This is a genomic window from Jeotgalibaca ciconiae (assembly GCF_003955755.1).
GTDB lineage: Bacteria > Bacillota > Bacilli > Lactobacillales > Aerococcaceae > Jeotgalibaca > Jeotgalibaca ciconiae.
The window spans coordinates 2765179-2789317 of the sequence record NZ_CP034465.1 but is presented as its reverse complement, the minus strand read 5'-3'; the positions used below and the strand labels follow the sequence as shown (position 1 = coordinate 2789317).

Below are 24139 nucleotides of genomic sequence, written 5' to 3'. Positions count from 1 at the left end.
AGGAAATGAAATTATTTCGAAAACGTCCATATATTTCTTTAGAACCTTCTACTGTAAGCGAAGAGGATGTTCAAAAGCCGGTCGTGCCGGAAGGTCTCTGGAAAAAGTGTCCAAATTGTAAAAAAACAATCTACAGTAAGGACTTAGGGGAAGAGAAAATTTGTCCTCATTGCCAGTATAACTTCAGAATATCTGCTGAAGAAAGGATTCATCTTATTGTCGACTATGGTTCTTTTGAAGAATGGAATCAAACAATGGCCATTGAGAATCCTTTAGATTTTCCTGGTTATGAAGATAAATTGGCAAAAACAAAAGAAAAAGCAAATACCGATGAAGCGGTTGTTACAGGGATTGCTGCTATCAATGGACAAAAGACAGTTCTGTGCGTGATGGATTCCAATTTCTTCATGGGAAGTATGGGAAAAATCGTTGGTGAAAAATTAACACAAGCATTCGAAAGAGCATTAGAGTTAAAACTGCCAGTCGTCGTATTTACAGCGTCAGGTGGCGCTAGAATGCAAGAAGGTATTTTATCCTTGATGCAAATGGCTAAAGTAAGTGCTGCTATAGCAAATCACAGTGCAGCAGGTTTGCTGTATGTAACGGTATTAACGGATCCGACTACAGGAGGCGTTACAGCAAGTTTTGCCATGCAAGGGGATATTATTTTGGCTGAACCAGGTGCAACAGTCGGCTTTGCTGGTAAGCGTGTAATTGAACAGACCATTAAAGCATCTCTGCCAGAAGGTTTTCAAAGTGCGGAACATGTCTTGCAAAAAGGCTTTATTGATCGTATTGTACCCCGAAAAAGATTACGCTCAGCTATCAGTTATCTTCTAGCCATTCATAGCCCAGAAGAAATGGGGCTAGAGTTATGACAGAAGTTAATGAAATTATAAAAAATGCAAGAAGTGTAGAAAGAATCACAACGCAAGAGTTTGCGGAACTTCTATTTGAGAATTTTTTTGAGATGCATGGTGATCGCCGTTTTGGAGATGACCCTGCGATCATTGGAGGAGTAGCAACTTTAAATGGTTCTCCTGTAACGATTATAGGGACTCAAAAAGGACGAGATATAAAAGAGAATGTTTACCGAAATTTTGGCTCTCCGCATCCAGAAGGATACCGCAAATCTATTCGATTAATGAAGCAGGCAGAGAAGTTTAACCGTCCGATTGTAACGTTTATTAATACCTCTGGCGCCTTTTGTGATGTAGAATCTGAAGATCGTGGAATCGGCGAGGCCATTGCAGAGAGTTTGCTAGTAATGTCTCAATTAACGGTCCCTATTCTCTCTATTTTTATAGGGGAAGGCGGAAGTGGGGGAGCATTAGGCTTGGCAATGGGTAATAAAGTATGGATGATGGAGAACACTATGTATTCTGTACTTTCACCAGAAGGATTTGCTTCCATTCTTTGGAAAGATTCTTCTCGCAGCAAAGAAGCAGCGGAGATAATGAAACTCACACCTGATGATCTTTTAGAACTACAAGTCATTGATAAAATCATTCCCGAAAGCAGAAGAAAAGTTAAATTAAAAAGGGAAGAATTAATTTCCAGAATGCGCCAAGATATTGTTGAAGCGTTAGAAGAAATGAAAAGTTGGAATAAAGATAAAATCGTTGAACAAAGACAAGCACGTTTCAGAAATTATTAGAAGTGCTTTAAAAAGTTTACCAGCCCTTGTAGTTGGTAGACTTTTTTTGTTATTCTATAACGGATGTTAGGGGGAGTTATTATGTCAAATTCGATAGAGTTTCCTAAAAATTTTCAGTTTTATTTACAAGCTGCAATGGAGTTGTTTCATTTAGGTGAAATTGATAAAACAATTGAACATTTATTAAAGGCGCTTTCGATTGAAATGGATGATGAAATTTTTAATTTCTGTATGTCACTATTACAAGAACAAAATCGACATACAGAAGCAAGCGATCTTCTAAAAAGGTACAAACCTTATTTATTTGACTCTAATCGGATGGAAGCTGACGATTTACTGTTACTAAACGTATTAATCGAAAGTGATCAGCTAGAAGAGGCTAGGAAACAAATCTTTCAAAGAAATATTGAAATCAATCAATCTGATAAGAACCGACATTTTTATGATATGATTGAACAAAATATTCTGATTATTGAAGCAAAGGAAGAATCAAAGAGACAACAATTCATTCAAGACACCTCTGAAGAAAGTATTCTGATTGCCCAAAAGAGTTATTATCATCAAATTGACTTTATTAAGAAAATGAAAAAGTTACCTGAAAAAAACTTACTTCAGATCTCGAAAAATTTATTAATAGAGACAACAATTCATCCGCTATTTAAAACGGAAATACTTCAGTTATTGATTGAGAAGGAAATGACGGATGAGATAACAATTCAAAAAAGTTGTTATACAAAATCATTTTTAGTTTCTAACTTGCATTTGATGGAAGAATCGCTTTTCTACTTAAAAATAATGGAACAAATGCGACTGGGTACATACTCAGTAGATGATAAAGAACGATTAACTACTAACCTGTTTTTACATATGGCCTATTTTTATCCCTTTGAACAAGAAGCCTTTCCATCAACAGAAGTATGGATTGAGCTAGTCTTAGAAGGGAATCACTCTCAAGGAGATGAAATGGAAAAAATCATCACAAATAGGAGCATTCAAGAGGTAGAAGGAGGATTGGATATTTTAACTGATTTATAAGAAGGGCTACAAAAAATCGTGCTTTGTTGACTCAATACCATTTCAAGACTATAATTAAAATGTAACAGAATTTGCTAAGCATGTTTCTCAACTAAAAAGGGGGATCTACAATGGCTCATGGGATTGTAAAATGGTTTGATAACGAAAAAGGGTACGGTTTTATTGAACTTTCTGACAATCAGGATGATATTTTTGTTCATTTTACAGGAATTAACCAAGAAGGGTTCAAGGCTTTGAAGGAAGGCCAAAATGTAGAATTTACAATTGCTGAAGGTGCAAGAGGTCCGCAAGCAACAAATGTTAACGTAGTAGATTCAATACCTGCTGTAAGAAACGATTCTGAAATTCAAGAAAAGTAAGGTGTTTTGATTAAATGATTCGAGTATTTGTAGATGGAGCATCTAATCCAAATAAAGAAAATTCATCCGTTGGCGTTTTGATAATAGAGGATGGAAAACAAACTCAAATTGGGAAAAAATTAGACGGCTTCCATGAAAATCATCAAACAGAGTATTTTGCTTTTTTATATGCATTAGAATTACTATTGAAGGATCATAAAAATGACCAATTAGTTTTATGTCATTCAGACAGTAAAATGTTAGTAGATGCAGTTAATAAAAGATTTACAAGTAATGATAAATATAAAGAGTTGCTGTCACGGTCTCTAGAGCTAGTCAGTCGTTTTTCTGATTTTCATATAAAATGGGTGCCAGAAAAGAACAATAAAGGCGCTCATCAATTGGCTAAAAATGCTTTGTATTCCAATAAAAAATCACAATAAGTACCTCTTCCTAGAGATATTATTGTGATTTTTTAATTCGTTTAATTTTTGTAGGTGCTTCAAGGTTTATATACAACTGTATTTCTTACTTGTTCTTACGCGGAGGTCTTTTCCCCCAAAATTGGAAATAATCTGTACGCAGACGGCCATTATACAGCTTTCTTTTCTTCGTAGCTCTCTGACCATAGAATTCTTCAAATAACAAATCACTTGTAATGACGTATTTGCTCCAAGTTTCCATAGGGCGGAAAACTTCCCCCATTTGTTTGTATAAATTCTCTACGTAATCTTGATCGTCCATACGCTCTCCATAAGGAGGATTGGATACGATGACTCCATATTCTTTATCGGTATGGAAATCACTTAACTGCATTTGTTTAAATGTAATAAAATCTTCTACGCCGGCTTTTTCCGCGTTTCTTTTCGCAATTTCAATCATTCTTCCGTCAATATCTGTTCCCAATATATCCAATTCTTTCGAATAATCAGCAGCTAACTTTGCTTCATTTCGATATTTGTCCCATTCTTTTTCTTCAAATATATTCCAATCTTCAGAAATAAAACCACGTTGTACTCCAGGAGCAATATTTAAGCCAATTAGAGCTGCTTCAATGACAATTGTACCAGAACCGCACGTAGGATCGTAGAAAGGCTTATCCGGTGTCCAATTTGTCAGCTTGACCAAAGATGCTGCCATATTTTCTTTCATAGGAGCGCCGCCTTTCTCAGTGCGGTATCCTCGCTTGAATAGACTTGATCCAGAAGTATCTACTGTGATTGAAACTTGGTCTTTCAAAATCGCTACTTCAATTGGGTACTCGGCTCCAGTTTCAGGAAGTCGGGCACGGCGATGATAGAAACTTGATAGACGGTCCACAATGGCTTTTTTGACAATTGCTTGACAATCGGGAACACTGTAGAGAGTAGATTTATGTGACTTTCCAGATACTGGAAAAGCTGCATCCATAGGCAATAAATCTTCCCAAGGCAATGCTTTTGTTTTTTCGAATAATTCATCAAACGTTTTGGCTGTGAAAGAACCAAAAACAATTTTAATCCGGTCACCAGTACGTAACCATAAATTTGTTTTAATGATATCCTCTGTGCTTCCTTTAAAAAAAACTTTGCCATTTTCTACTTGTACTTCGTACCCCATATCTCGTAATTCATTACCAGTCAAGGCTTCAATTCCGCTTGCTGCGGTTGCTACTAATTGATATTGTTTCATAGTTACATCCTTTCGATAATTAGTAATTTTAAGCAAAAAGAAAAGGGCAGGACATTCGTCCTGCCCTGAATATTTCCATTGAAATATTTTCTGAACATGATTAAGCGACAATTTAAATGCCTGAATGCAATCAATTCAAACCTGATTCTGTAAATTCCTGTAAGCCATGTTCTGTCTAGCGAAAAAGTCAGGCCTCATTCGCTGAGGTAATCATCTATCTGCATTACTGCCTCTCTTTTTCGTTCGTTTCCTACTAAAGAGAGTGCCCCTACCAATGTTTGGGTTGCTCACTCGAGGGGTTTACCCGTTCCACTATCAAAGTTTCCCTTGATACTTCGTCACTGTGGCACTTTCAAGATTACTCAGGCATAGATAAATCCGTAGCCTTTTTGTCTGCCGTCAATTTTTAAAATTGCCTTAGCTTATTGTTTCGCTAAGCACGAACACTACAAGCATCGCAGCTTGTGTGAGCATGGACTTTCCTCAGTTTTCGTAAGAAAACCGCGATTACCCAGAATTTACAGAGTTTTTAGCTGAAATCTAGCAATTGCTAATTATACTCAATTTTAGAGTATAAATCAATCATTTAATAATTCTTCATCATCTTGACGATCTTCTAATTTAGAGCCAAAGACATGTTTTTCTAGATTAGAAAGACGTTTTAGGATATCGAAATTCGTTACGCCACTGCCAGGGCTAGCACTTGATTGTGTTCGTTTTCCAATTGCAGCTTGTTTTGTTAATTCATCAACACGACTGCGCATGCGTTCATTTTCGCTCTGCAAATAAGCAATATCTTTTTGATAAGATTCATAGTCTCGGATAATCATATCTAAGAATTCATCTACTTCACTCACGTTATATCCTCTCATGGAGTTTTTGAATTCTTTTTGTAAAATATCCTTTGTTGTTAAGTTTTTATCAGCCATCCACCACACCTCGTTCTTTGTTCATTTTCAAGATAATGATATTGTTATATGATTATTTTCATTAAGTTTTGTTCTTATCAATTATATCAAATAAATACGAACATGACAATAGAACCTAGGACCTAGAAAAGCAAAAAAGAAATGAAAAGATAACATTATTATAGTAGGTTTATGATCTATATTTGAATATTAGTTAATAATAGAAAAGTTTGGTAAAATAATTATGATAAAAAGAAATAGACGATAGTAAGGAATGAAATATGATAGATAAGCTTTTTAAAGGAGATTATACGACAAAAGAAATTGCTCAAAATTTACTAGGAAAACTACTTGTACATGAAAAGGATGGAAAGAGAGTTTCGGGTTTCATTGTGGAAACTGAAGCGTACTTGGGAATTGAGGATATGGCTGCTCATAGTTTTGGAGGAAGAAAAACAGAGCGAACGTATGCTATGTTCCAAGAAGCTGGAACGTTATATGTGCATGTCATGCATACACATGTTTTACTGAATATTATTACGCAAGAAAAAGGTATCCCAGAAGGTGTGTTAATCAGAGCAATAGAGCCATTTGAAGGAATTGGAATAATGGAAGAAAATCGAATTAAACATGGATATCAGTTAACAAATGGTCCTGGAAATTTAACAAAAGCTTTAGGAATTACGATGAAATATTATGGGGAATCAATTTTTGGTAAGCAAGTATTTATCGATGAATCATTCAGCCGTAAACCTAAAAAGATTCTTTCATCGCCGCGAATTGGTATAGCGAATAAAGGGATTTGGACAGAAAAAGAGTTGAGATTCTTTGTTGAAGGGAATCCTTATGTATCGAGAAGAAAAGGCAAAATAGCATCTGATTTGGGATGGCTATAAATGGAATGGAGGGGTATATATGCAAAAAAACATCATCAATAAAATTCAGAAAACAATGGAGAGCCTTCACTTTCCTTGTGAATGGAGAATAGAGTGGTTTAAACAGAAACACACCATTGAAATTGTTGTTATGATACCTGTTACACTAGAAAAAGATTCTACAGTGACGGATCAATACGAAAAGGTTAATATTCATGATAATTTTGTTTTCGAAGATGCTGTATTGCTGTATGATACACGGTTATCAGATATTAAAAATAGTAACTATTTAGCTACCATCGAATTTGATAAAGAGGATGGCTTATACGGCGGTACAATTGAATCGATTTGTAAAAATTTAAGAGTCAGCGTAGGACAAGCAATGAATGATTTACATGAATTCTTACAGGACGATGCACAAGTTCGATTTGAAATAAAGTGGAATGATAACAATTATCAGAATACAATTAAAACATTGAAGGATATAGATAGATTTGATTATGCAATCTATTCTTATCCGTCAGAAATTACAGAAGATGTGGTGGACGAGAATGAAGTGGAATGAAGTCGTAATTATAACAACAACAGAAGCAGCAGACGCTACAGCGAATCTTTTAGTTGAGGCTGGAGCTCAAGGTACCGTAATTGAAGATGAGTTAGACTATATTAATCTGCAAGACGATGGATTTGGACAGTTAAAGGATAGTCGTGATATACCTGAATTTGGTCATGATGTATTTGTAAAAGCATATTATCCAGATGAAAAACTATTTAAGGATACATTGAACGTTATTCGGAAAAAAATGAGCGAAATGACTGCAATGGGTTTAACGCTTGGGAAATATGAACTATTAATTAATGATATAAAAGAAGAGGATTGGGAGCATTCGTGGAAGCAATTCTACCATCCAATTCGTGTGACGCGTTACTTAACAATTGTTCCTTTCTGGGAAAAGTACAAACCGGTACAGGTTGATGAAAAAATATTACTAATGGATCCTGGAATGGCATTTGGGACTGGAACACATCCGACTACTCGTCTTTCGTTAGAAGCTCTTGAAACGGTTGTAAGAGGGGGAGAGAAGGTTCTTGATGTGGGGACAGGATCAGGAATCTTGAGTATCGCTTCAAAGGCATTAGGAGCAGGAGAAGTTTTTGCTTATGATATTGATTCTGTTGCAATCAAACAAACAAAGATGAATGTAGAATTGAATGGATATACTTCACAGATTGCGATTGAGAAGAATAGCCTGTTAGAGGGTATTCATGACGCAGGTGCAGATATTATTGTTGCAAATATACTTGCTGAAATATTGCTATTGATGATTGAAGATGCATGGAATAATCTTAAAAATAACGGAGTATTTATTTTATCGGGCATCATTGATTCAAAGAAAGAGGAGCTTTTAGAAGTATTAGTTGAACAAGGTTTTATAATTGAGGAAATAAAAAATTCCAAAGATTGGTACTGCATCATCTGCAAAAAGGAGCTAGAGGGAGAATAATGCAAAGATACATGATTTCAAAAGGTTTAAATGAATTTTCTACAGCATCCTTATTTCTTTCTGGCGATCACTATCACCATATGAAAAATGTGATGCGTTTTAAGCCTGGCACAAAAGTATATGTGACAGACCCAAATTCTTATAGTTGTATTGGAGAAATAATTGAGTATACTTCCGAAAAGCAAGTTATTTTAAAATGGGTGGCAGATGAGGGGAAAAATAATGAGCTGCCTATTGATGTTACTATTGCTTGCGGTCTGCCCAAAGGAGACAAACTGGACCTTATTATTCAAAAAAGCACGGAATTGGGAGTAAATACAATCATCCCTTTTTCTTCTGACTATTCTATTGTAAAATGGGATGAGAGCAAGAAAAAGAAAAAACAGCAACGTTTTCAAAAAATAACTCAAGAAGCTGCTGAACAAGCTCATCGACAAGCTGTGCCAAAAATTGAAATCCTTAAAACTATGGATGAACTTTTAACGTTTTCTAACGATTATCAATTTAAATTAGTTGCTTATGAGGAAGATGCGAAAGCAGGGGAGCAAGGTGCCTTTGCTAAAACACTTCAACAAATGAAGCGAGGAGAACGTCTCTTAATCATTTTTGGTCCAGAAGGTGGGTTATCCCCTGCGGAAATTGATAAATTTAGAGAAAAAGATTTTCTTACTTGTGGTCTTGGGCCGAGGATACTGCGGACGGAAACCGCTCCACTATATGCACTATCCGCAATATCATATCAATTTGAATTATTAAATAGAGGAGATTAGTGAAATGAATCTAAACAAATATATTGACCATACTTTATTGAAGCCAGAAGCGACAGAAACAGATATTCAAAACTTATGTCAAGAGGCAATTGAATACGACTTTATGTCCGTCTGTGTCCAACCGTTTTGGGTGAAGAAAGTGGCTGCTTTTCTGAATGATTCAGATGTAAAAGTATGTACGGTCATCGGTTTTCCACACGGAGCAAACACTGCTGAAGTAAAAACATTTGAAGCAAAACAAGCTGTTCAAAATGGTGCTGAGGAAGTAGATATGGTTATCAACATCGGAGCAATGAAAGAGAGAGCCTATGATGTGGTACAGCATGAAATTTCTTCAATTGTGGAAGCAATTAAAGGCAAAGCAATATTAAAGGTAATTATTGAGACATCCCTGTTGACGGATGAAGAAAAAAAAGCAGCATGTGAGATTGCAAAAGAAGCGGGAGCTGACTTTGTAAAGACATCCACTGGTTTTTCAACTGGCGGAGCAATGTTAGAAGATATCCGGTTAATGCGCGAAACCGTTGGCTCTGATATGGGAGTGAAAGCGAGCGGCGGCGTTCGATCATATGAAGACGCAAAAAACTTCATCGAAGCAGGTGCCACACGTTTAGGAGCGTCAAGCGGAAAAGCCATTGTAGATGAATGGAAAGAAACTTTAAATAAATAATTATGTGACAAATAAAGACTGGACAGTTTAGTGATGGGGCTGGGAAAAACTCCCAGCCCCTTGTCTCTACCCGAATTATACAACGTACAGACATGATATGCGTTAGAAGATCCGGGGCTAAAGGCCTTTTTTCCCACTCTCTCATTAAGTACAGTTCCTTTTTTATGAATACAGACTTACCAAACAAGGTCGTGGCGCTATTTGCTTGATTAGCGTATAATTAAACTTAAAAATAAATTAACAATGATTGGAAGTAAAGAGGTGACAAAATGCCAAAAAACAAAACATATACAAAACAAGAAGTAATTGATTTATGTGCTTCTTACATGAATTCTTCCCACACGGCTTTTGTCCAGAAGGCAGCTGATTTTGCCGAACAAGCGCATAAAGGTCAAATGAGGAAATCTGGTGAAGAATACTTTGTTCATCCTACCCAAGTTGCAGCTATTTTAGCAGAGTTAAAATTAGATCCAGATACAATTGCAACAGGCTTTCTTCATGATGTTGTAGAAGATACCGATTATACTTTAGAAGACATAGAAACTGAATTCTCAAAAACCGTTGCGATTTTGGTAGATGGAGTAACAAAACTAGGTAAAATCAAATACAAATCTCATGAAGAACAATTGGCAGAAAATCATCGGAAAATGCTATTAGCAATGGCGAATGACATTCGAATTATTATGGTAAAACTAGCCGACCGCTTGCACAATATGCGGACTTTAAAATTCCATAAGCCAGAAAAACAAAGAAGTATTTCAAATGAAACATTGGAAATCTATGCACCCTTGGCTCACCGTCTAGGGATCAACCGTGTGAAATGGGAATTAGAAGATACATCTTTACGTTATTTAAATCCTCAACAATATTACCGTATTGTTCATTTGATGAATACAAAACGAGATGAACGAGAACATTATATTTCCGATACGATAAATAAAATCACTGAATCAATTGAAGAATTGAATATTGAAGCGAGTATTTACGGCAGGCCAAAACACATTTATTCTATTTACCAAAAAATGAAAGATCAGAAAAAGCAATTTAATGAAATCTATGATTTATTAGCTGTACGAGTAATCGTGGATTCTATTAAAGATTGCTACGCTGTTTTAGGTGCAATCCATACAAAATGGAAGCCTATGCCAGGACGCTTTAAAGATTATATTGCTATGCCAAAAGCAAATATGTATCAATCTCTGCATACTACTGTGATCGGATTAAAGGGCACCCCCATTGAAATCCAAATAAGAACGGAAGAAATGCATCAGGTAGCTGAGTTTGGGGTTGCGGCTCACTGGGCTTATAAAGAGGGTACTACTAAGAAAGTTGAAGGGGAAGAAAACACCCTTCAAAGACAGTTGAACTGGTTCCGTGATTTGATTGACTTACAAGATGATTCACGTAATGCGAGTGAATTTGTAGAAAGTGTAAAAGAAGATATATTTAAAGACAAGGTGTATGTATTCACTCCGAAAGGTGACGTTATGGAGTTGCCATTTGGTGCCGGACCTTTAGATTTTGCCTATAATGTCCATTCAGAAGTTGGTAATAAAACTGTAGGGGCAAAAGTAAATAGTAAAATTGTTCCTCTGAACTATAAACTTCAAAATGGTGATATTGTAGAAGTTATGACATCCCCAAATTCATTTGGGCCAAGTCGTGACTGGATTAGCTTAGTGACAACCAATAAAGCAAAAAATAAAATCAAGCGCTTCTTTAAGTTGCAGGATCGAGAAGAAAATATTGAAAAAGGACGCATAATGATGGAGAAACAACTCCAAGAAATGGAATTTTCTCCTAAAGAGTTTTTGACAAAGCCAGTGTTAAAAGACGCTTTACAAAGATTCAATATGCAGACTGAAAATGATTTATTTGCGGCAGTTGGTTTTGGAGAACTTTCCCCATTCATTGTTGCAAATAGAATTACAGAAAAAGCTCGTCGGGAAAGAGATCATCAAAAACAAGAGCAAGCGTTGGAAACAATTGAGCAAAAAACGAAAAAAGAGCCCTCTAAAATGAAAATACGTCATGAAGGAGGCATTGTCATCCAGGGTGTTGACAATCTTTTAATACGGATTAGCCACTGTTGTAATCCTGTTCCAGGTGATGAGATCATTGGTTATATTACTCGAGGAAGAGGAATCTCTGTTCATCGAACCGATTGTCCGAACGTCCAACTTTCTGATGAAAATAAAGATCGGTTAATCGAAGTTGAATGGGAAGATTCTGGATCATCGACAATTGATTATGAAACCGAGTTATTGGTAGAAGGATACAATCGTTCCGGTTTATTGAATGAAGTGCTTCATGTTATCAACTCCATGACAAAGAATTTAAATAGTGTAAATGGAAAAATAGATGATAATAAAATCGCGACTATTACGCTTAAGTTGAGTATCCAAAACTTAAGCCAGTTAGATAAAATTGTCGACAAAATTAAAAATATTCCGGATGTATACAGCGTTCGTCGGGTAACATCTTAAGTGTTAGGAGCGTTAGGCAGATGAGGGTGGTAATTCAAAGAGTCTCAAGTGCATCGGTTGAAGTTGAAAATACGTGTGTTGGTTCAATCCAAAAAGGCTTTGTCTTACTTGTAGGAGTTGGAAATGAAGATACAGAAGAGGATGTTCATTACCTTGCCCGTAAAATTGTAAATTTACGAGTGTTTGAGGATGAAGAAGGAAAGATGAATCGTTCCTTAAAAGAAGTGGGCGGGCAAATACTTTCCATATCACAGTTCACACTTTTGGCGAACACGAAAAAAGGAAATAGACCCAGCTTTATAGAAGCAGCTCAACCAGAAGTGGGGGAGACTCTCTATCAGAATTTAAATGAGATCTTGCGTTCTCATGATCTCATTGTTGAAACAGGCATCTTTGGTGCTGATATGCAGGTTCAATTAATAAACGATGGACCCGTCACAATTCTGATTGATAGTAAAAACAAATAAGAGAATGGGACTCACAAGAAGTCCCATTCTCTTATTTTGTTTATTGAAAATATTCTGTTAAAGCTGCGAATATACTGTCTGCAACTAAATCTCGATAATAATTATTATCAAAGGTATAGGCATCATCATCATTGTTCATATATCCTAATTCAAGTAGCAAGGAAGGCTGTGAGTTTTCTCTCAGAACAAGATAATCACCAAATGCCACACCATTATTTTGAAGCGGCAGATTCTGACCTAACTTATCATTCATTAATTCTGCTAAATAAGAATCATTTCCATTATAGTAATAAGTTGTAAATCCAGTACCAAATACTCCTTCTGGGGTGGAATCGTAATGAAGACTGATGAACAGATCTGCTTGGTAGCTATTGCTCATCCAGACGCGTTCTTCTAAAGATACGGATTCATCATCCGTTCTAGTCAGGATGACATTCGCACCAGCTTGTTCTAACTTTTTAGCAACTTGTTCTGCAGTGCTTAAGGTAACTTCTTTTTCGTACACGAATGAACCCAGCGCTCCTGGATCTGTTCCCCCATGACCAGGATCAATGACAATCGTTGCTTCTGATAAAGTAGTCGTGATAAGCGGAGCTTCGTTTTGAGAGATTGTGCTGTCAAGCTCAACCAACCAATTGGCAATAAAACCAGTAGTTCCATCCTCAAACTCAACTTCATAAAAATCTCCTACCTCCCGAATAAATGGGAAAGACTCTCCTAAAGTGGCAGTCATTAGAACTTCATCATTTAGAGATGGACCGGATCGAATATTGACACCCTCATTAATAATCGTTATATTTCCCGCTACTGGGGTTGTTTCAGCAGACATATCTTGTTCTGCTTCTATTTCTGATTCAATCAAGCCTGGTGAAAGCTCTACTAGTTCGGAAAGTACCCAAGCAACACGATCATGGTAATAGATTTGACTCCAGCCATTTTCTTCATACAACAGATTAAATTGTTCGCCTTCGACGGCGGTTCCTACAATCTCGGCCTCCTGACTGTTTTCCTCGCGAACATTTACAGAAGATTCGATAATTGTGGCAACTAGATTTTGGCTTGCTGCCACTTCTGTATTATCAACTAACCAACTAGCAATCCAACCGATTCTCCCATCATCTAGTCTAACTTTGTACCATTCATTTTTCTCAGAAAGAACATTTACGTTCGCTCCTCCCTGGACTTGTGTCATTATTTCATAGGAAAGGCCAGGGCCGAGACGCACATTCACTACACTGGCTTCAACAACTACATTCGTATAGTTTGCTAAGGCCACTGTTCCAATTGAACCAAGCGTCATAAAAAAGACGACAAGCAGAATGAGCATGGCATTTCTACTTAATTGTAATGTTCTCAATTATTGCCCCCCCTTTCTTAAATAATTTACTCTTTGTCTCATATTATAGCAAACCTATGAAAAGATATGCAAAGCCTTTTCATAATAAGTGAGAAGAAATTCTCATAAAAATTTTCAATTCCGCCAAAATCACTATTTATTGATTCTACTTATTATTTCTCATTGTTTTTTCATTTTAAGCTTGACAAATATAGCGGAGTCTTGTATCTTGAATATAATATTTTTCCTGTGAAGATTAAAGTAGAATCAAGTGTATCTGTTTTAGAGAGAATAGTCTAGGTTGAAAACTATTCCAGATGTTTGTTTCGAAAGACGAGTTGGAGGATTGATAGTGAAAAGCTATCACGTTGCAGGCGTTAACTGCTGAGGAGAGTTTTTATACTCTCGAATTAAGGTGGTACCACGTCCTCATCACGTCCTTTCCCAATTTATAGGGATAGGGCTATTTTTTTTGCTAAAGGAAAAGTAATATTGATTTCGAAGGAGAGAAGAATCCATGATTCAAAAGCCAAAAGGTACTTCTGATATATATTTAGATGATATGAAAATATGGCATTATGTTGAAGAAACAGCAAGAATTATCATGCATGATTATCAATATTCTGAAATTCGCACACCGCTTTTTGAAAGCTATGACTTGTTTTCACGTAGCGTAGGGGATACCAGTGATATTGTATCAAAAGAAATGTATGATTTTGAAGACAAAGGCGGGCGAAGACTTGCACTAAAACCAGAAGGGACAGCTCCGATTGTTCGTGCCTACGTTGAAAATAAATTATTCGGTCCAGAATATCCAAAGCCCCTAAAAGTGTACTATTTGAGCCCAATGTTTCGCTATGAAAGACCGCAGGGTGGAAGAAGCCGTCAGTTCCATCAATTAGGTGTAGAGGTATTAGGCAGTACCAATCCAGCTGTTGATGTAGAATCAATTGCTCTAGCATGGGACTTGCTATCTGAAATAGGGATAGAAGATGTACGTCTAGTCATAAATTCTCTAGGGAAAAAAGAGGATCGTTTGAAGTATCGAGAAGCTTTAATCGCATATTTAGAACCGTTCTTTAATGAATTGAGTTCCGACTCTCAAACACGTTTGCACAATAATCCTTTACGTGTATTAGACAGTAAAGATAAACGTGATAAAGAGATTGTGAAAAATGCTCCAAATATTTTGGATTTCTTGTCAAGTGAATCAAAACAACACTTCGAAGATGTTCAGATTATGTTGAAAGAATTAAATATTCCTTATAGCATTGATGCGAACATGGTAAGAGGGCTGGATTATTATCAAGATACGATTTTCGAGATTATGACCACATCAAAAGTATTTGGGTCAGAAACTACGATTTGTGGTGGGGGAAGATACGACGGACTTGTTGAAGAAATCGGTGGGCCGAGTGATCCAGGCTTTGGCTTCGGCTTAGGTCTGGAACGATTGATTCTGCTAATTCAACAACAAAAAATAGAGATTCCTGAAATAGAAGAACTGGATGTATATATTGTAGGCTTGGGTGAAAGCACAAATATTGAAACGCTGAAACTTACTCAAGCAGTTCGACAAGCAGGATATTCTGCAGATCGTGATTATATGAATCGTAAAGCAAAAGCACAATTCCGTACGGCATCCAAGAATCGTGCCAAAGTTGTTTTAACAATAGGCGAGGATGAATTGGCAAATAAAGTTGCGAAATTTAAAGTGATGGAAACAGGACGAGAAGTAGAAGTACCTTTCAATGAAATTTACGCCAACTTTGAACGAGTATTTAATACAAATACGACAGATATGACTGCTTTCAATGAGTTTTTTGGTAAAGAATAAAATAGCTTCTATAGGAGAGATTGAAAATGGAGAAAAGAACCCAATATTGTGGTCTTATAACGGAAGAATTTGTAGGACAAGAAGTTATTGTCAAAGGATGGGTAAACCGTCGCCGAGATTTAGGTGGGTTAATCTTCATTCACTTACGTGATCGAGAAGGAATTTTACAAATTGTATTTAATCACGAAAATAACCCAGAGTTATTTGAATTAGCTGAAAGTGTTCGAAATGAATACATTCTTGAAGTAAAAGGTACGGTTGTAAAAAGAGAAGAAGATCAAATAAACCCCAATATTAAAACTGGAACAGTGGAACTAGAAGTAAGTGATGCGAAAGTATTAGCAAAAGCAAAAACACCACCGTTTTATGTAGACGATGAAAATACTGTGGCAGATGAATTGCGTATGAAATATCGTTTTATCGATCTGCGCAAAGAGAAAATGCTGAACAACCTTAAATTACGCCATCAAACAACAAGATCAATTCGTAATTACTTAGATGAAGAAGGATTTATGGATGTAGAAACACCTTATCTAACAAAATCTACGCCAGAAGGGGCTCGTGACTATGTTGTTCCATCTCGCGTTCATCCAGGAACTTTTTACGCATTGCCTCAATCTCCTCAATTATTCAAGCAATTATTGATGGGTGCCGGAATCGATCGCTATTATCAAATCGTTCGCTGTTTCCGAGATGAAGATTTACGTGGAGATCGTCAGCCTGAATTTACGCAAGTTGACTTAGAAACAAGCTTCTTATCTGCAGAAGAAATCCAAACCTTAACAGAAAACATGCTGAAAAAAGTTACGAAAGATACATTAAATATTGACATTCCAGTACCTTTCCCACGTATGACCTATGCAGAAGCAATGAATCGTTTTGGTTCTGACAAACCTGATACGAGATTTGGCTTGGAATTGATTGACTTGGAAGAATTCGCAAAAGAAACGAGCTTCAATGTATTCAAACAAGCTCTTGCTAATGGCGGACAAGTTAAAGGCTTGAACCTAAAAGGAAGAGCAGACAGCTATTCTCGCAAAGATATGGATGGCCTGACTGATTTCATTAAACAATTTGGTGCAAAAGGATTGGCTTGGGTAAAAGTCACTGAAGACGGTCTGACAGGAGCCGTTGCAAAATTCTTTGCAGATGATGCTGATTCGTTGATTCAAACGATGGATGCAGAAGTTGGTGACTTATTGATGTTTGTTGCTGATAAGAAAGAAGTTGTTGCTCAATCACTTGGAGAGTTGCGTTTGAAATTCGGACGCGAATTTAACATGATTGATGAAAGTAAATTTAATTTCTTATGGGTTGTTGACTGGCCGCTGTTGGAATACGATGAAGATGAAAAACGCTTTGTTGCTCTTCACCATCCATTCACACAGCCAAAAGAAGAAGATGTTCATCTATTATCAGAGGATCCAGCAGCAGTCCATGCACAAGCATATGACATTGTTCTAAATGGATACGAAATTGGTGGCGGATCATTGCGTATCTTCACTCGAGAAGTACAAGAGAAGATGTTTGCTGCATTAGGCTTTACTCCTGAAGAAGCAGAAGCTGAATTTGGATTTTTACTAGAAGCATTTGACTATGGCTTCCCTCCACATGGGGGTATTGCTCTCGGGCTGGATCGTTTAGTAATGTTATTAGCGGGTGAAAATAACATCCGTGAAGTAATTGCATTTCCTAAGAATGGAAAGGCATATGATCCAATGACAAAAGCTCCGGATGAAATTAGTGATAATCAGCTGCAAGAGTTAAATTTACGCTTAACAATAGAAGAATAAAAAGAATCGAGAAAAACTCTATGTTACAATCAAGACTGTAACATAGAGTTTTTATAAGGGTTTTATAGGAGGATGTTATGCTGAAACTTGGATCTCACGTATCAATGTCTGGGAAAAAAATGCTTCTAGGATCAGCAGAAGAAGCTTTTTCATATGGTGCGAATACATTTATGATTTATACAGGAGCACCCCAAAATACGAGGAGAAAAAATATCGACGATATGAATATTCCTGCTGGAATCGAATTCATGTCAACAAATAATATTCTGGAATTGGTTGTTCACGCACCTTACATTATTAATTTAGCCAATACTACCAAACCAGATCATTTTGAGTTTGCTATACAATTCTTGAAAGAAGAAATTGTTCGTGCACAAGCTTTAGGAGCAAGGCAAATCACTATGCACCCCGGTTCACATGTAGGAGCGGGAGCAGATTTAGGGATTGCTCAAATTATAAAAGGCTTGAATGAAGTGTTGGAATCAAACCAAACAGCTCAGATTGCTCTGGAGACAATGGCTGGAAAAGGAACAGAAGTAGGGAGAAACTTTGAAGAAATCGCAAAAATCATTGACGGTGTTACTCATAATGAGAAGTTATCGGTTACTTTTGATACTTGTCATACTCATGATGCAGGATATAATGTCCGCGAGGATTTTGATGGTGTTTTAGAAGAGTTCGATAAAACTATTGGTCTGGATCGTTTGAAAGTGGTTCATGTGAATGATTCAAAAAATGACGTAGGCGCTCATAAAGATCGGCACGCGAATATCGGTGAAGGATTTATTGGCTTCGATGCATTAAACTATATCATTCATCATCCCCAACTAAAAGAACTTCCAAAAATTTTGGAAACTCCTTACGTTGGAGAAGACAAGAAAAATAAAAAGCCCCCTTACAGATTTGAAATCGATATGTTTAAAAAGGGGAAATGGAATCCTCGTTTAATTGAAAATATTATGACTCAATAAGTTAGAGAAGCGGACAATTCCGCCTAGTTCTAAGTAGAAAAGCTGTCCTTTTAGGGACAGCTTTTCTACTTAGACTCTCTATTTTAATGTTGTTAGAACCTTTACTTATTGAGTACATTTCGAATGATGATTTCTGCGGTTTCTTCGATTGACCTTTTTGCGACATTAATAACATAACAGCCTAATTTATTATATAGATTTCCTGCAAAATTAATTTCTTCCTTAATTCGTTCGATATTTGAGTAAATAGTTTCTTCAGAAAGTCCATATGCAATCATACGTTCTTTTCGGAAGTTTACTAATGTTTCAATATCATTCGTTAAACCAACAATTTTTTTAGGGTTTACTTCCCACAGTTCTTCCGGTATCTGAGCTTCTGGTAAAATCGGCAAGTTTGCCACACGAATGTTTTTATTTGCTAAAAACATTGACAGAGGTGTTTTTGAAGTTCTTGAAACTCCTAATAGTACCAAATCTGCCTCTAATAAACCTTTTGGATCTTTTCCATCATCATATTTAACAGCAAATTCAATTGCACTGATCCGGTTAAAATATTCATCATCTAATTGATGTAATGCGCCAGCTCGTTTGATGGGTTTTGTAGCTGTAATTTCTGATAAATCTTCTACCAATTTTTTTAACACATCATAGCAACGAATATTTTCAGTTTGACAATATTTCTCAGTGAAACTGCTTAAGTTGTCAATTACTAAAGTATGAATAATAATGCCGTTTTTTTCTTTTGCATTTATTAAAATGTTTTCTAATTCTTCTTGTTTTCGTACAAAGGGGTACTGATGAATGATTGGTTGTACACCTGGGTATTGAGAAAGAACAGCGTTTAGTACTTTTCGAGCAGTTTCCCCTACTGAATCCGAGATTACAAAAAAGTCTATCTGATTATTTTCCATAGGCCACCTCAACTATTTTTTGTTGCATTCTTTCTTTCAATATACTACAGTATGAATATAAATAACAGTAGGAGGTGGGATATTGTGGGACAAGCATTAGTTGACGAATCGTTAAAACGCATGAAGAAAAATGGTTTGAAGCATACAGAAAAAAGGGAAGAATTACTTAAACTATTTGCAGCGGAAGAACGATACTTAACGGCAAAAGATGTTCAACAAAAGTTAGAAGATTTATATCCTACTTTAAGTTTTGATACGATTTATCGGAACTTATATTCATTTGTTGATATCGGAATTTTAGAAACGACTGAATTGAATAATGAAAAACTTTTTCGAATGACGTGTCTGCAAGAAGGGCATCATCATCATCATTTTATCTGCGAAGAATGCGGACGGACGATTCAATTGGAAATGTGTCCGATGGATTTTTTTAAAGAACAATTACAAAACTGCCTATTAAAATCACACCGCTTTGAAATTTTTGGAATATGCAATCTTTGCACGGCTAAGGCATGATAAAAGATATTTTCTATAATTCCATTTCACTGTTAATTTTGCATTGCAAATGTTAGAAGCTGTGTTATAATATCAAAAGAACAATTTCATTATGATTCAAAAATTAGATTTTAATGAAACGGTTACTTTTAATGCTCGGAGGGAGGGAATATTAATGTCAAAAACAGTTGTTCGTAAAAACGAATCTCTTGACGATGCTCTTCGTCGCTTTAAACGTACTGTTTCCAAGACTGGTACTCTTCAAGAAGCCCGTAAACGTGAATTCTATGAAAAACCAAGTGTTAAACGCAAGAAGAAATCTGAGGCAGCTAGAAAACGTAAATTCTAATTGCTCTCTAAATGAAGATGCAAATATAAAATAAGAGGGTTGGGACAAACGTTCCAATCCTTTTTTATATTTGCAAGAAATACATGAAATGAATCGAAATAGTTCTTCAGCATTTACTTGATATGCTATAATTAGTACAAAATAAATTGATGAGTAACGGAGAGGTGTAACGTATTTGACTGAAAATGAGGAATATCCAGTAACAATTGGTATAAACGTAGAAAATGCTGAGGTTTTACCAATGTTGTTTGGTTCTCAAGATAAAAATCTTCAACTATTAGAAGATCATTTAAATGTTGTTATTAATAGCAGAGGGACTCATATTGACATAAAAGGTTCAGAAAAGAATGTCAAAACAGTTGAGTCTTTAGTATTACAATTAATTGAATTGATAAAAAAAGATATTCAAATTTCTCAAAGTGATATTGTAACAGCAATAAAAATGGCTGAACGAGGAAGCACAGATTTCTTTTCTAATCTTTATGATGAAGTAATTGGAAAAACCTATACTGGTAAATCAATTCGAGCAAAAAATGTTGGACAAAAAAAATACTACGAAGCAGTTCAAAAGAAAGACGTTGTTTTTGGAATTGGTCCAGCCGGTACAGGAAAGACTTTCTTAGCTGTTGTAATGGCAGTTCAAGCATTGAAAGCAGGGCGTGTGCAAAAAATAATTTTAACTCGACCTGCGGTTGAAGCTGGTGAAAATCTAGGTTTTTTACCAGGTGATTTAAAAGAAAAAGTTGATCCGTATTTGCGTCCTGTGTATGACGCTTTATATACGATTTACGGTGTAGAACATACCACACGCTTAATGGAACGTGGGGTAATTGAAATTGCCCCGTTGGCGTATATGCGTGGACGTACATTGGAAGAGGCGTTTGTTATTTTAGATGAAGCTCAAAATACAACCGTTGCTCAAATGAAAATGTTTTTAACCCGTTTAGGTTTCGGATCCAAAATGATAGTCAATGGAGATAAAACCCAAATTGACTTGCCAAAAGGTTCCCATTCGGGGTTAATTGATGCAGAGAATAAATTAAAAGGAATTTCTGACATTTCCTTTGTTTCATTTGATGCTCATGATGTTGTTCGTCATCCAGTTGTAGCGAGAATTATCGAAGCATATGAAGAGAAGGGAACAACGAAAAATGATTGATATTGATATTTTTGATGAAACGGAATCTGTTTTAAAAAAAGATGAACAATTGGTCCATGATATTATTTCCTTTGCAGCGAATCATATCAATTTACCAGAAAATTCAGAACTTTCCATCACCTTTGTAGATAATAATCGTATCCGCGAGATTAACCGCGATTATCGCCATAAAGACCAAGAAACGGATGTAATTAGTTTTGCTTTGAATGATGAAAGTAATGATGATTTTCCAATTAACATGGATTCATTAGGAGAAGATTTTCCGCAAAATCTTGGCGATATTATTATTTCCATTGATAAAACCGCAGAACAAGCAAAATCTTATGGACATAGCTTTGAAAGAGAATTAGGATTTTTAGCATTACATGGTTTCTTACATTTAAATGGATATGACCACATGAATCCTGAAGACGAAAAAGAAATGTTTGATCTGCAGAAAGAGATTTTAGATGCTTATGGACTTAAAAGAGAGAAATAAAAAAGATAAAAGCCAAGTATGGAAAAATACAAAGTTTGTGGTTTCGTTTAACCATGCTTTAGACGGAATTAAAACGATTTTTAAAGAAGAACGAAATATGCGTAATCATACGATGATTGGTATTATTCCAGTTCTGCTTGGTTGGTATTTTAAAATAAGTGCTCTAGAGTGGATTGCTGTTGTGACTTGTATCTTTCTGGTAATGCTTATGGAATTCATCAATACAATTTTCGAGACTGTAGTGGATATGGTTACGGACTATGAATTTCATCCATTAGCTAAAAAAGCAAAAGATATAGCAGCAGGAGCAGTACTGATAGCCGCAATTTTTACAATTATTGTCGCGGCCGTTATTTTTATGCCAAAATTTATTGCACTATATTTTTAAGGAGGAACATTAGTATGCAAGACAATCATGCATATAAGTCAGGATTTATATCGATAATAGGTAGACCAAATGTAGGGAAATCAACCTTGTTAAATCGAATGGTAGGTCAAAAAATTGCCATTATGAGCGATACCCCTCAAACTACCAGAAATAAAATACAAGGCGTTGTCACAACTGATCAAGCACAAATGATTTTTATTGATACTCCTGGAATACACAAACCAAAGCACCGTTTAAACGATTTTATGTTACAAAGTGCTTATAGTACATTCAATGAAGTTGATATTGTTTTGTTTATGGTAAATGCTGAAGAAGAACGCGGCGCAGGGGATAATTTCATTATCGAGCGATTAAAGAATATCCGTACTCCTAAATTTTTAATTATCAATAAAATCGACAAAATAAAACCAGAAGAACTGTTGAAGATTATTACAGATTACACTACGGTACAAGAATTTGACGAAGTGATACCAATCTCAGCGATCAATGGAAATAACATTGACGCTATGTTGGAGACTATTCAAAAATACTTACCGGAAGGTCCACAATACTATCCAGCTGATCAAGTAACGGATCATCCGGAATATTTTATTGTTTCTGAATTTATCCGTGAGAAAGTGCTCCAATTGACAAGGGATGAAATACCTCATTCGGTTGCCGTTGTCGTCGAATCCATGCAACGAAACGAAAACAATAAAATTCACGTGCATGCAACAATTGTGGTAGATCGTGCTAGTCAAAAGGGTATGATTATTGGCAAGGGCGGGAAAATGCTGAAAGAAATCGGAACCCGAGCACGGAGAGATATTGAAATGATGTTAGGTGACAAAATATTTTTGGAGTTATGGGTAAAAGTACAAAGAGACTGGCGCGATAAACAGACCTATTTACAAGAATATGGATATCGTAAGAAAGACTATGAGTAAAACAGGATTTCAAACATTTGAAGGAATTGTCCTTTCTATTCGTAAACACAAGGAAAAAGATGCGCTAGTAAAAATATTTACGCTGGAGTATGGGAAGAGAATGTTTTTTGTCCGAAATTATTTTAAAGCAAATCATGAAATGAAAGCAGCTCTGCTTCCTTTTACTCACGCGTCTTATATTGGTACGATTCATGAAGATGGTTTGTGCTTTTTAAAAGATTATCAAACTGCTGAAAATTTCACTAAAATTCAACAAGACATCCATTTAAATGCTTATGCTACTTATATGGCTAATTTGGTTGATGCAGCAATTGAAGATCGAATGAAAAATGAAAAACTCTTTCTATTATTTCGACAGTCATATGAATCGATACAAGGGGATTTTGATGCACGTATTATCATGAATTTATTTGAAATGAACCTGCTAAAATATTTTGGCGTTCATCCAGAGCTAAACGAGTGTAGAATCTGTGGGAGCCGAAAAGAACCTTTTGATTTTTCAGCAAAACATTCAGGAGTACTATGTTCCAATCATTTTCACGAAGACCAGCATCGATTACACGCTCATCCTGCAGCCATTCATTTTTGTCGGAAGTTCTTACACGTTACTCCTAAACAGGTTCATAATATTTCCTTAAAAGAAGAAACAAAAGTCGCTATACAAGATTTTATTGATTTCTTATATGATGAATACGTCGGGATTCGACTGAAGAGTAAATCATATATCGATCAAATGGATGAATGGGAAAAGAATTTGCAATTTTCCTTAAAGAAGAGAAAAGAAGATAAGGATGATTAGAGCAAGCAAAGAAATATTTCTTGACTTTGTTTTGTTCTCTGTTTACTATTATTGGTATAATTAAATAAGAACGTTGACGATGAGAGTACATACGATAATCTTCTGTAGCGAGTTTGGAATGGTGTAAGCCAAACGTAGAGAATCGATTTTGGAAAGGCACATCTGAGTTTGACAAATGAAGAGCTGGTCATGACCAGAAATAGGGTGGAACCGCGAGTAGGAAACTCGTCCCTATGTTGCTCCTAGTAGCAGCATAGGGACGAGTTTTTATGCTTAAAATAGGTGTTAATGAAAGAAAAGGATAAGGATGAGGAG

The 24139-nt window shown here is 36.0% G+C and carries 26 protein-coding genes, 1 other RNA gene and 1 other annotated feature; of the genes, 22 read left to right on the top strand and 5 right to left on the bottom strand.

Annotated features, from left to right (window positions below; all coding sequences use genetic code 11):
- Positions 1-5 precede the first annotated feature (5 nt).
- From accD to EJN90_RS12895, 5 genes are all read left to right on the top strand, one after another.
- Positions 6-878 carry an acetyl-CoA carboxylase, carboxyltransferase subunit beta gene (gene accD / locus EJN90_RS12915; protein ID WP_126111918.1) on the top strand — a complete coding sequence of 291 codons (873 nt, stop codon included), beginning with the start codon at positions 6-8 and terminating at the stop codon, positions 876-878.
- Positions 875-1657 carry an acetyl-CoA carboxylase carboxyl transferase subunit alpha gene (gene accA / locus EJN90_RS12910; protein ID WP_126111916.1) on the top strand — a complete coding sequence of 261 codons (783 nt, stop codon included), beginning with the start codon at positions 875-877 and terminating at the stop codon, positions 1655-1657. The genes accD and accA overlap by 4 nt, the downstream gene beginning before the upstream one ends.
- A gap of 81 nt (positions 1658-1738) precedes the next feature.
- Positions 1739-2692, top strand: coding sequence for a tetratricopeptide repeat protein (locus tag EJN90_RS12905; RefSeq protein ID WP_126111914.1), 954 nt, complete (start codon positions 1739-1741; stop codon positions 2690-2692).
- 110 nt (positions 2693-2802) lie between these two features.
- Positions 2803-3051, top strand: a complete 249-nt coding sequence (locus EJN90_RS12900) for a cold-shock protein (protein ID WP_126111912.1) — start codon at positions 2803-2805, stop codon at positions 3049-3051.
- Positions 3052-3065: 14 nt separating this feature from the next.
- Positions 3066-3473: a ribonuclease HI family protein gene (locus EJN90_RS12895; protein ID WP_126111910.1), complete on the top strand. Its 408-nt coding sequence runs from the start codon at positions 3066-3068 to the stop codon at positions 3471-3473.
- A gap of 85 nt (positions 3474-3558) precedes the next feature.
- Here the strand turns inward: EJN90_RS12895 and EJN90_RS12890 are convergent, their stop codons facing one another.
- From EJN90_RS12890 to gpsB, 3 genes are all read right to left on the bottom strand, one after another.
- On the bottom strand, positions 3559-4701 hold the full coding sequence (locus tag EJN90_RS12890) for a THUMP domain-containing class I SAM-dependent RNA methyltransferase (RefSeq protein ID WP_126111907.1): 1143 nt from the start codon (positions 4699-4701) through the stop codon (positions 3559-3561).
- Between the two features lie 155 nt (positions 4702-4856).
- Positions 4857-5220, bottom strand: an RNA gene (rnpB, locus tag EJN90_RS12885) — RNase P RNA component class B.
- A 59-nt stretch (positions 5221-5279) separates the two neighbouring features.
- Positions 5280-5630 carry a cell division regulator GpsB gene (gpsB, locus tag EJN90_RS12880; RefSeq protein ID WP_126111905.1) on the bottom strand — a complete coding sequence of 117 codons (351 nt, stop codon included), beginning with the start codon at positions 5628-5630 and terminating at the stop codon, positions 5280-5282.
- Between the two features lie 260 nt (positions 5631-5890).
- Between gpsB and EJN90_RS12875 the strand changes: the two genes are divergently transcribed.
- The 7 genes from EJN90_RS12875 to dtd all read left to right on the top strand — a co-directional run bounded on the left by EJN90_RS12875 (position 5891) and on the right by dtd (position 12382).
- The gene (locus EJN90_RS12875) at positions 5891-6505 is read left to right on the top strand and encodes a DNA-3-methyladenine glycosylase (protein WP_126111903.1); all 615 of its coding nucleotides are present in this window, start codon (positions 5891-5893) and stop codon (positions 6503-6505) included.
- A gap of 19 nt (positions 6506-6524) precedes the next feature.
- Positions 6525-7049 carry a DUF3013 family protein gene (locus tag EJN90_RS12870; protein WP_126111901.1) on the top strand — a complete coding sequence of 175 codons (525 nt, stop codon included), beginning with the start codon at positions 6525-6527 and terminating at the stop codon, positions 7047-7049.
- On the top strand, positions 7036-7989 hold the full coding sequence (gene prmA, locus EJN90_RS12865; protein ID WP_126111899.1) for a 50S ribosomal protein L11 methyltransferase: 954 nt from the start codon (positions 7036-7038) through the stop codon (positions 7987-7989). The genes EJN90_RS12870 and prmA overlap by 14 nt, the downstream gene beginning before the upstream one ends.
- Positions 7989-8759, top strand: coding sequence for a 16S rRNA (uracil(1498)-N(3))-methyltransferase (locus EJN90_RS12860; RefSeq protein WP_126111897.1), 771 nt, complete (start codon positions 7989-7991; stop codon positions 8757-8759). Before prmA ends, EJN90_RS12860 begins: the two co-directional genes overlap by 1 nt.
- Positions 8760-8763: 4 nt before the next feature.
- Positions 8764-9429 carry a deoxyribose-phosphate aldolase gene (deoC, locus tag EJN90_RS12855; protein WP_126111895.1) on the top strand — a complete coding sequence of 222 codons (666 nt, stop codon included), beginning with the start codon at positions 8764-8766 and terminating at the stop codon, positions 9427-9429.
- Positions 9430-9698: 269 nt separating this feature from the next.
- Complete coding sequence (locus EJN90_RS12850; RefSeq protein ID WP_126111893.1) at positions 9699-11915, top strand: RelA/SpoT family protein; 2217 nt, start codon at positions 9699-9701, stop codon at positions 11913-11915.
- Positions 11916-11935: 20 nt separating this feature from the next.
- The gene (gene dtd, locus EJN90_RS12845) at positions 11936-12382 is read left to right on the top strand and encodes a D-aminoacyl-tRNA deacylase (protein ID WP_126111891.1); all 447 of its coding nucleotides are present in this window, start codon (positions 11936-11938) and stop codon (positions 12380-12382) included.
- 40 nt (positions 12383-12422) lie between these two features.
- On the opposite strand, the gene EJN90_RS12840 is transcribed toward dtd, so the two are convergent.
- Positions 12423-13739 (bottom strand): N-acetylmuramoyl-L-alanine amidase, encoded by a 1317-nt coding sequence (locus EJN90_RS12840; protein ID WP_126111889.1) that lies wholly within the window; start codon positions 13737-13739, stop codon positions 12423-12425.
- 219 nt (positions 13740-13958) lie between these two features.
- Positions 13959-14163: a binding site (T-box leader), on the top strand.
- A 72-nt stretch (positions 14164-14235) separates the two neighbouring features.
- On the opposite strand from EJN90_RS12840, the gene hisS reads away from it, so the two are divergent.
- The 3 genes from hisS (at position 14236) to EJN90_RS12825 (ending at position 18319) form a co-directional block, all read left to right on the top strand.
- Positions 14236-15555, top strand: a complete 1320-nt coding sequence (hisS, locus tag EJN90_RS12835; protein WP_126111887.1) for a histidine--tRNA ligase — start codon at positions 14236-14238, stop codon at positions 15553-15555.
- Between the two features lie 26 nt (positions 15556-15581).
- Entirely contained in the window at positions 15582-17348 is a 1767-nt protein-coding gene (gene aspS / locus EJN90_RS12830; RefSeq protein WP_126111885.1) for an aspartate--tRNA ligase, read from the top strand.
- Between the two features lie 80 nt (positions 17349-17428).
- Positions 17429-18319 (top strand): deoxyribonuclease IV, encoded by an 891-nt coding sequence (locus EJN90_RS12825; protein ID WP_174919306.1) that lies wholly within the window; start codon positions 17429-17431, stop codon positions 18317-18319.
- 101 nt (positions 18320-18420) lie between these two features.
- Here EJN90_RS12825 and EJN90_RS12820 read toward each other — a convergent pair whose 3' ends face one another.
- Positions 18421-19230 (bottom strand): pyruvate, water dikinase regulatory protein, encoded by an 810-nt coding sequence (locus EJN90_RS12820; RefSeq protein WP_126111881.1) that lies wholly within the window; start codon positions 19228-19230, stop codon positions 18421-18423.
- A 120-nt stretch (positions 19231-19350) separates the two neighbouring features.
- On the opposite strand from EJN90_RS12820, the gene EJN90_RS12815 reads away from it, so the two are divergent.
- The 7 genes from EJN90_RS12815 to recO all read left to right on the top strand — a co-directional run bounded on the left by EJN90_RS12815 (position 19351) and on the right by recO (position 23824).
- Positions 19351-19746 (top strand): Fur family transcriptional regulator, encoded by a 396-nt coding sequence (locus EJN90_RS12815; RefSeq protein ID WP_407657544.1) that lies wholly within the window; start codon positions 19351-19353, stop codon positions 19744-19746.
- A 154-nt stretch (positions 19747-19900) separates the two neighbouring features.
- Positions 19901-20074 (top strand): 30S ribosomal protein S21, encoded by a 174-nt coding sequence (gene rpsU / locus EJN90_RS12810; RefSeq protein ID WP_010053707.1) that lies wholly within the window; start codon positions 19901-19903, stop codon positions 20072-20074.
- A 175-nt stretch (positions 20075-20249) separates the two neighbouring features.
- Positions 20250-21233 carry a PhoH family protein gene (locus EJN90_RS12805; protein WP_126111877.1) on the top strand — a complete coding sequence of 328 codons (984 nt, stop codon included), beginning with the start codon at positions 20250-20252 and terminating at the stop codon, positions 21231-21233.
- Positions 21229-21711 (top strand): rRNA maturation RNase YbeY, encoded by a 483-nt coding sequence (gene ybeY / locus EJN90_RS12800; RefSeq protein WP_126112480.1) that lies wholly within the window; start codon positions 21229-21231, stop codon positions 21709-21711. The genes EJN90_RS12805 and ybeY overlap by 5 nt, the downstream gene beginning before the upstream one ends.
- Positions 21683-22099: a diacylglycerol kinase family protein gene (locus EJN90_RS12795; protein ID WP_126111875.1), complete on the top strand. Its 417-nt coding sequence runs from the start codon at positions 21683-21685 to the stop codon at positions 22097-22099. The genes ybeY and EJN90_RS12795 overlap by 29 nt, the downstream gene beginning before the upstream one ends.
- A 14-nt stretch (positions 22100-22113) precedes the next feature.
- On the top strand, positions 22114-23025 hold the full coding sequence (era, locus tag EJN90_RS12790) for a GTPase Era (RefSeq protein ID WP_126111873.1): 912 nt from the start codon (positions 22114-22116) through the stop codon (positions 23023-23025).
- The gene (gene recO, locus EJN90_RS12785; protein WP_164544093.1) at positions 23018-23824 is read left to right on the top strand and encodes a DNA repair protein RecO; all 807 of its coding nucleotides are present in this window, start codon (positions 23018-23020) and stop codon (positions 23822-23824) included. Before era ends, recO begins: the two co-directional genes overlap by 8 nt.
- The last annotated feature ends 315 nt before the right edge of the window (positions 23825-24139 follow it).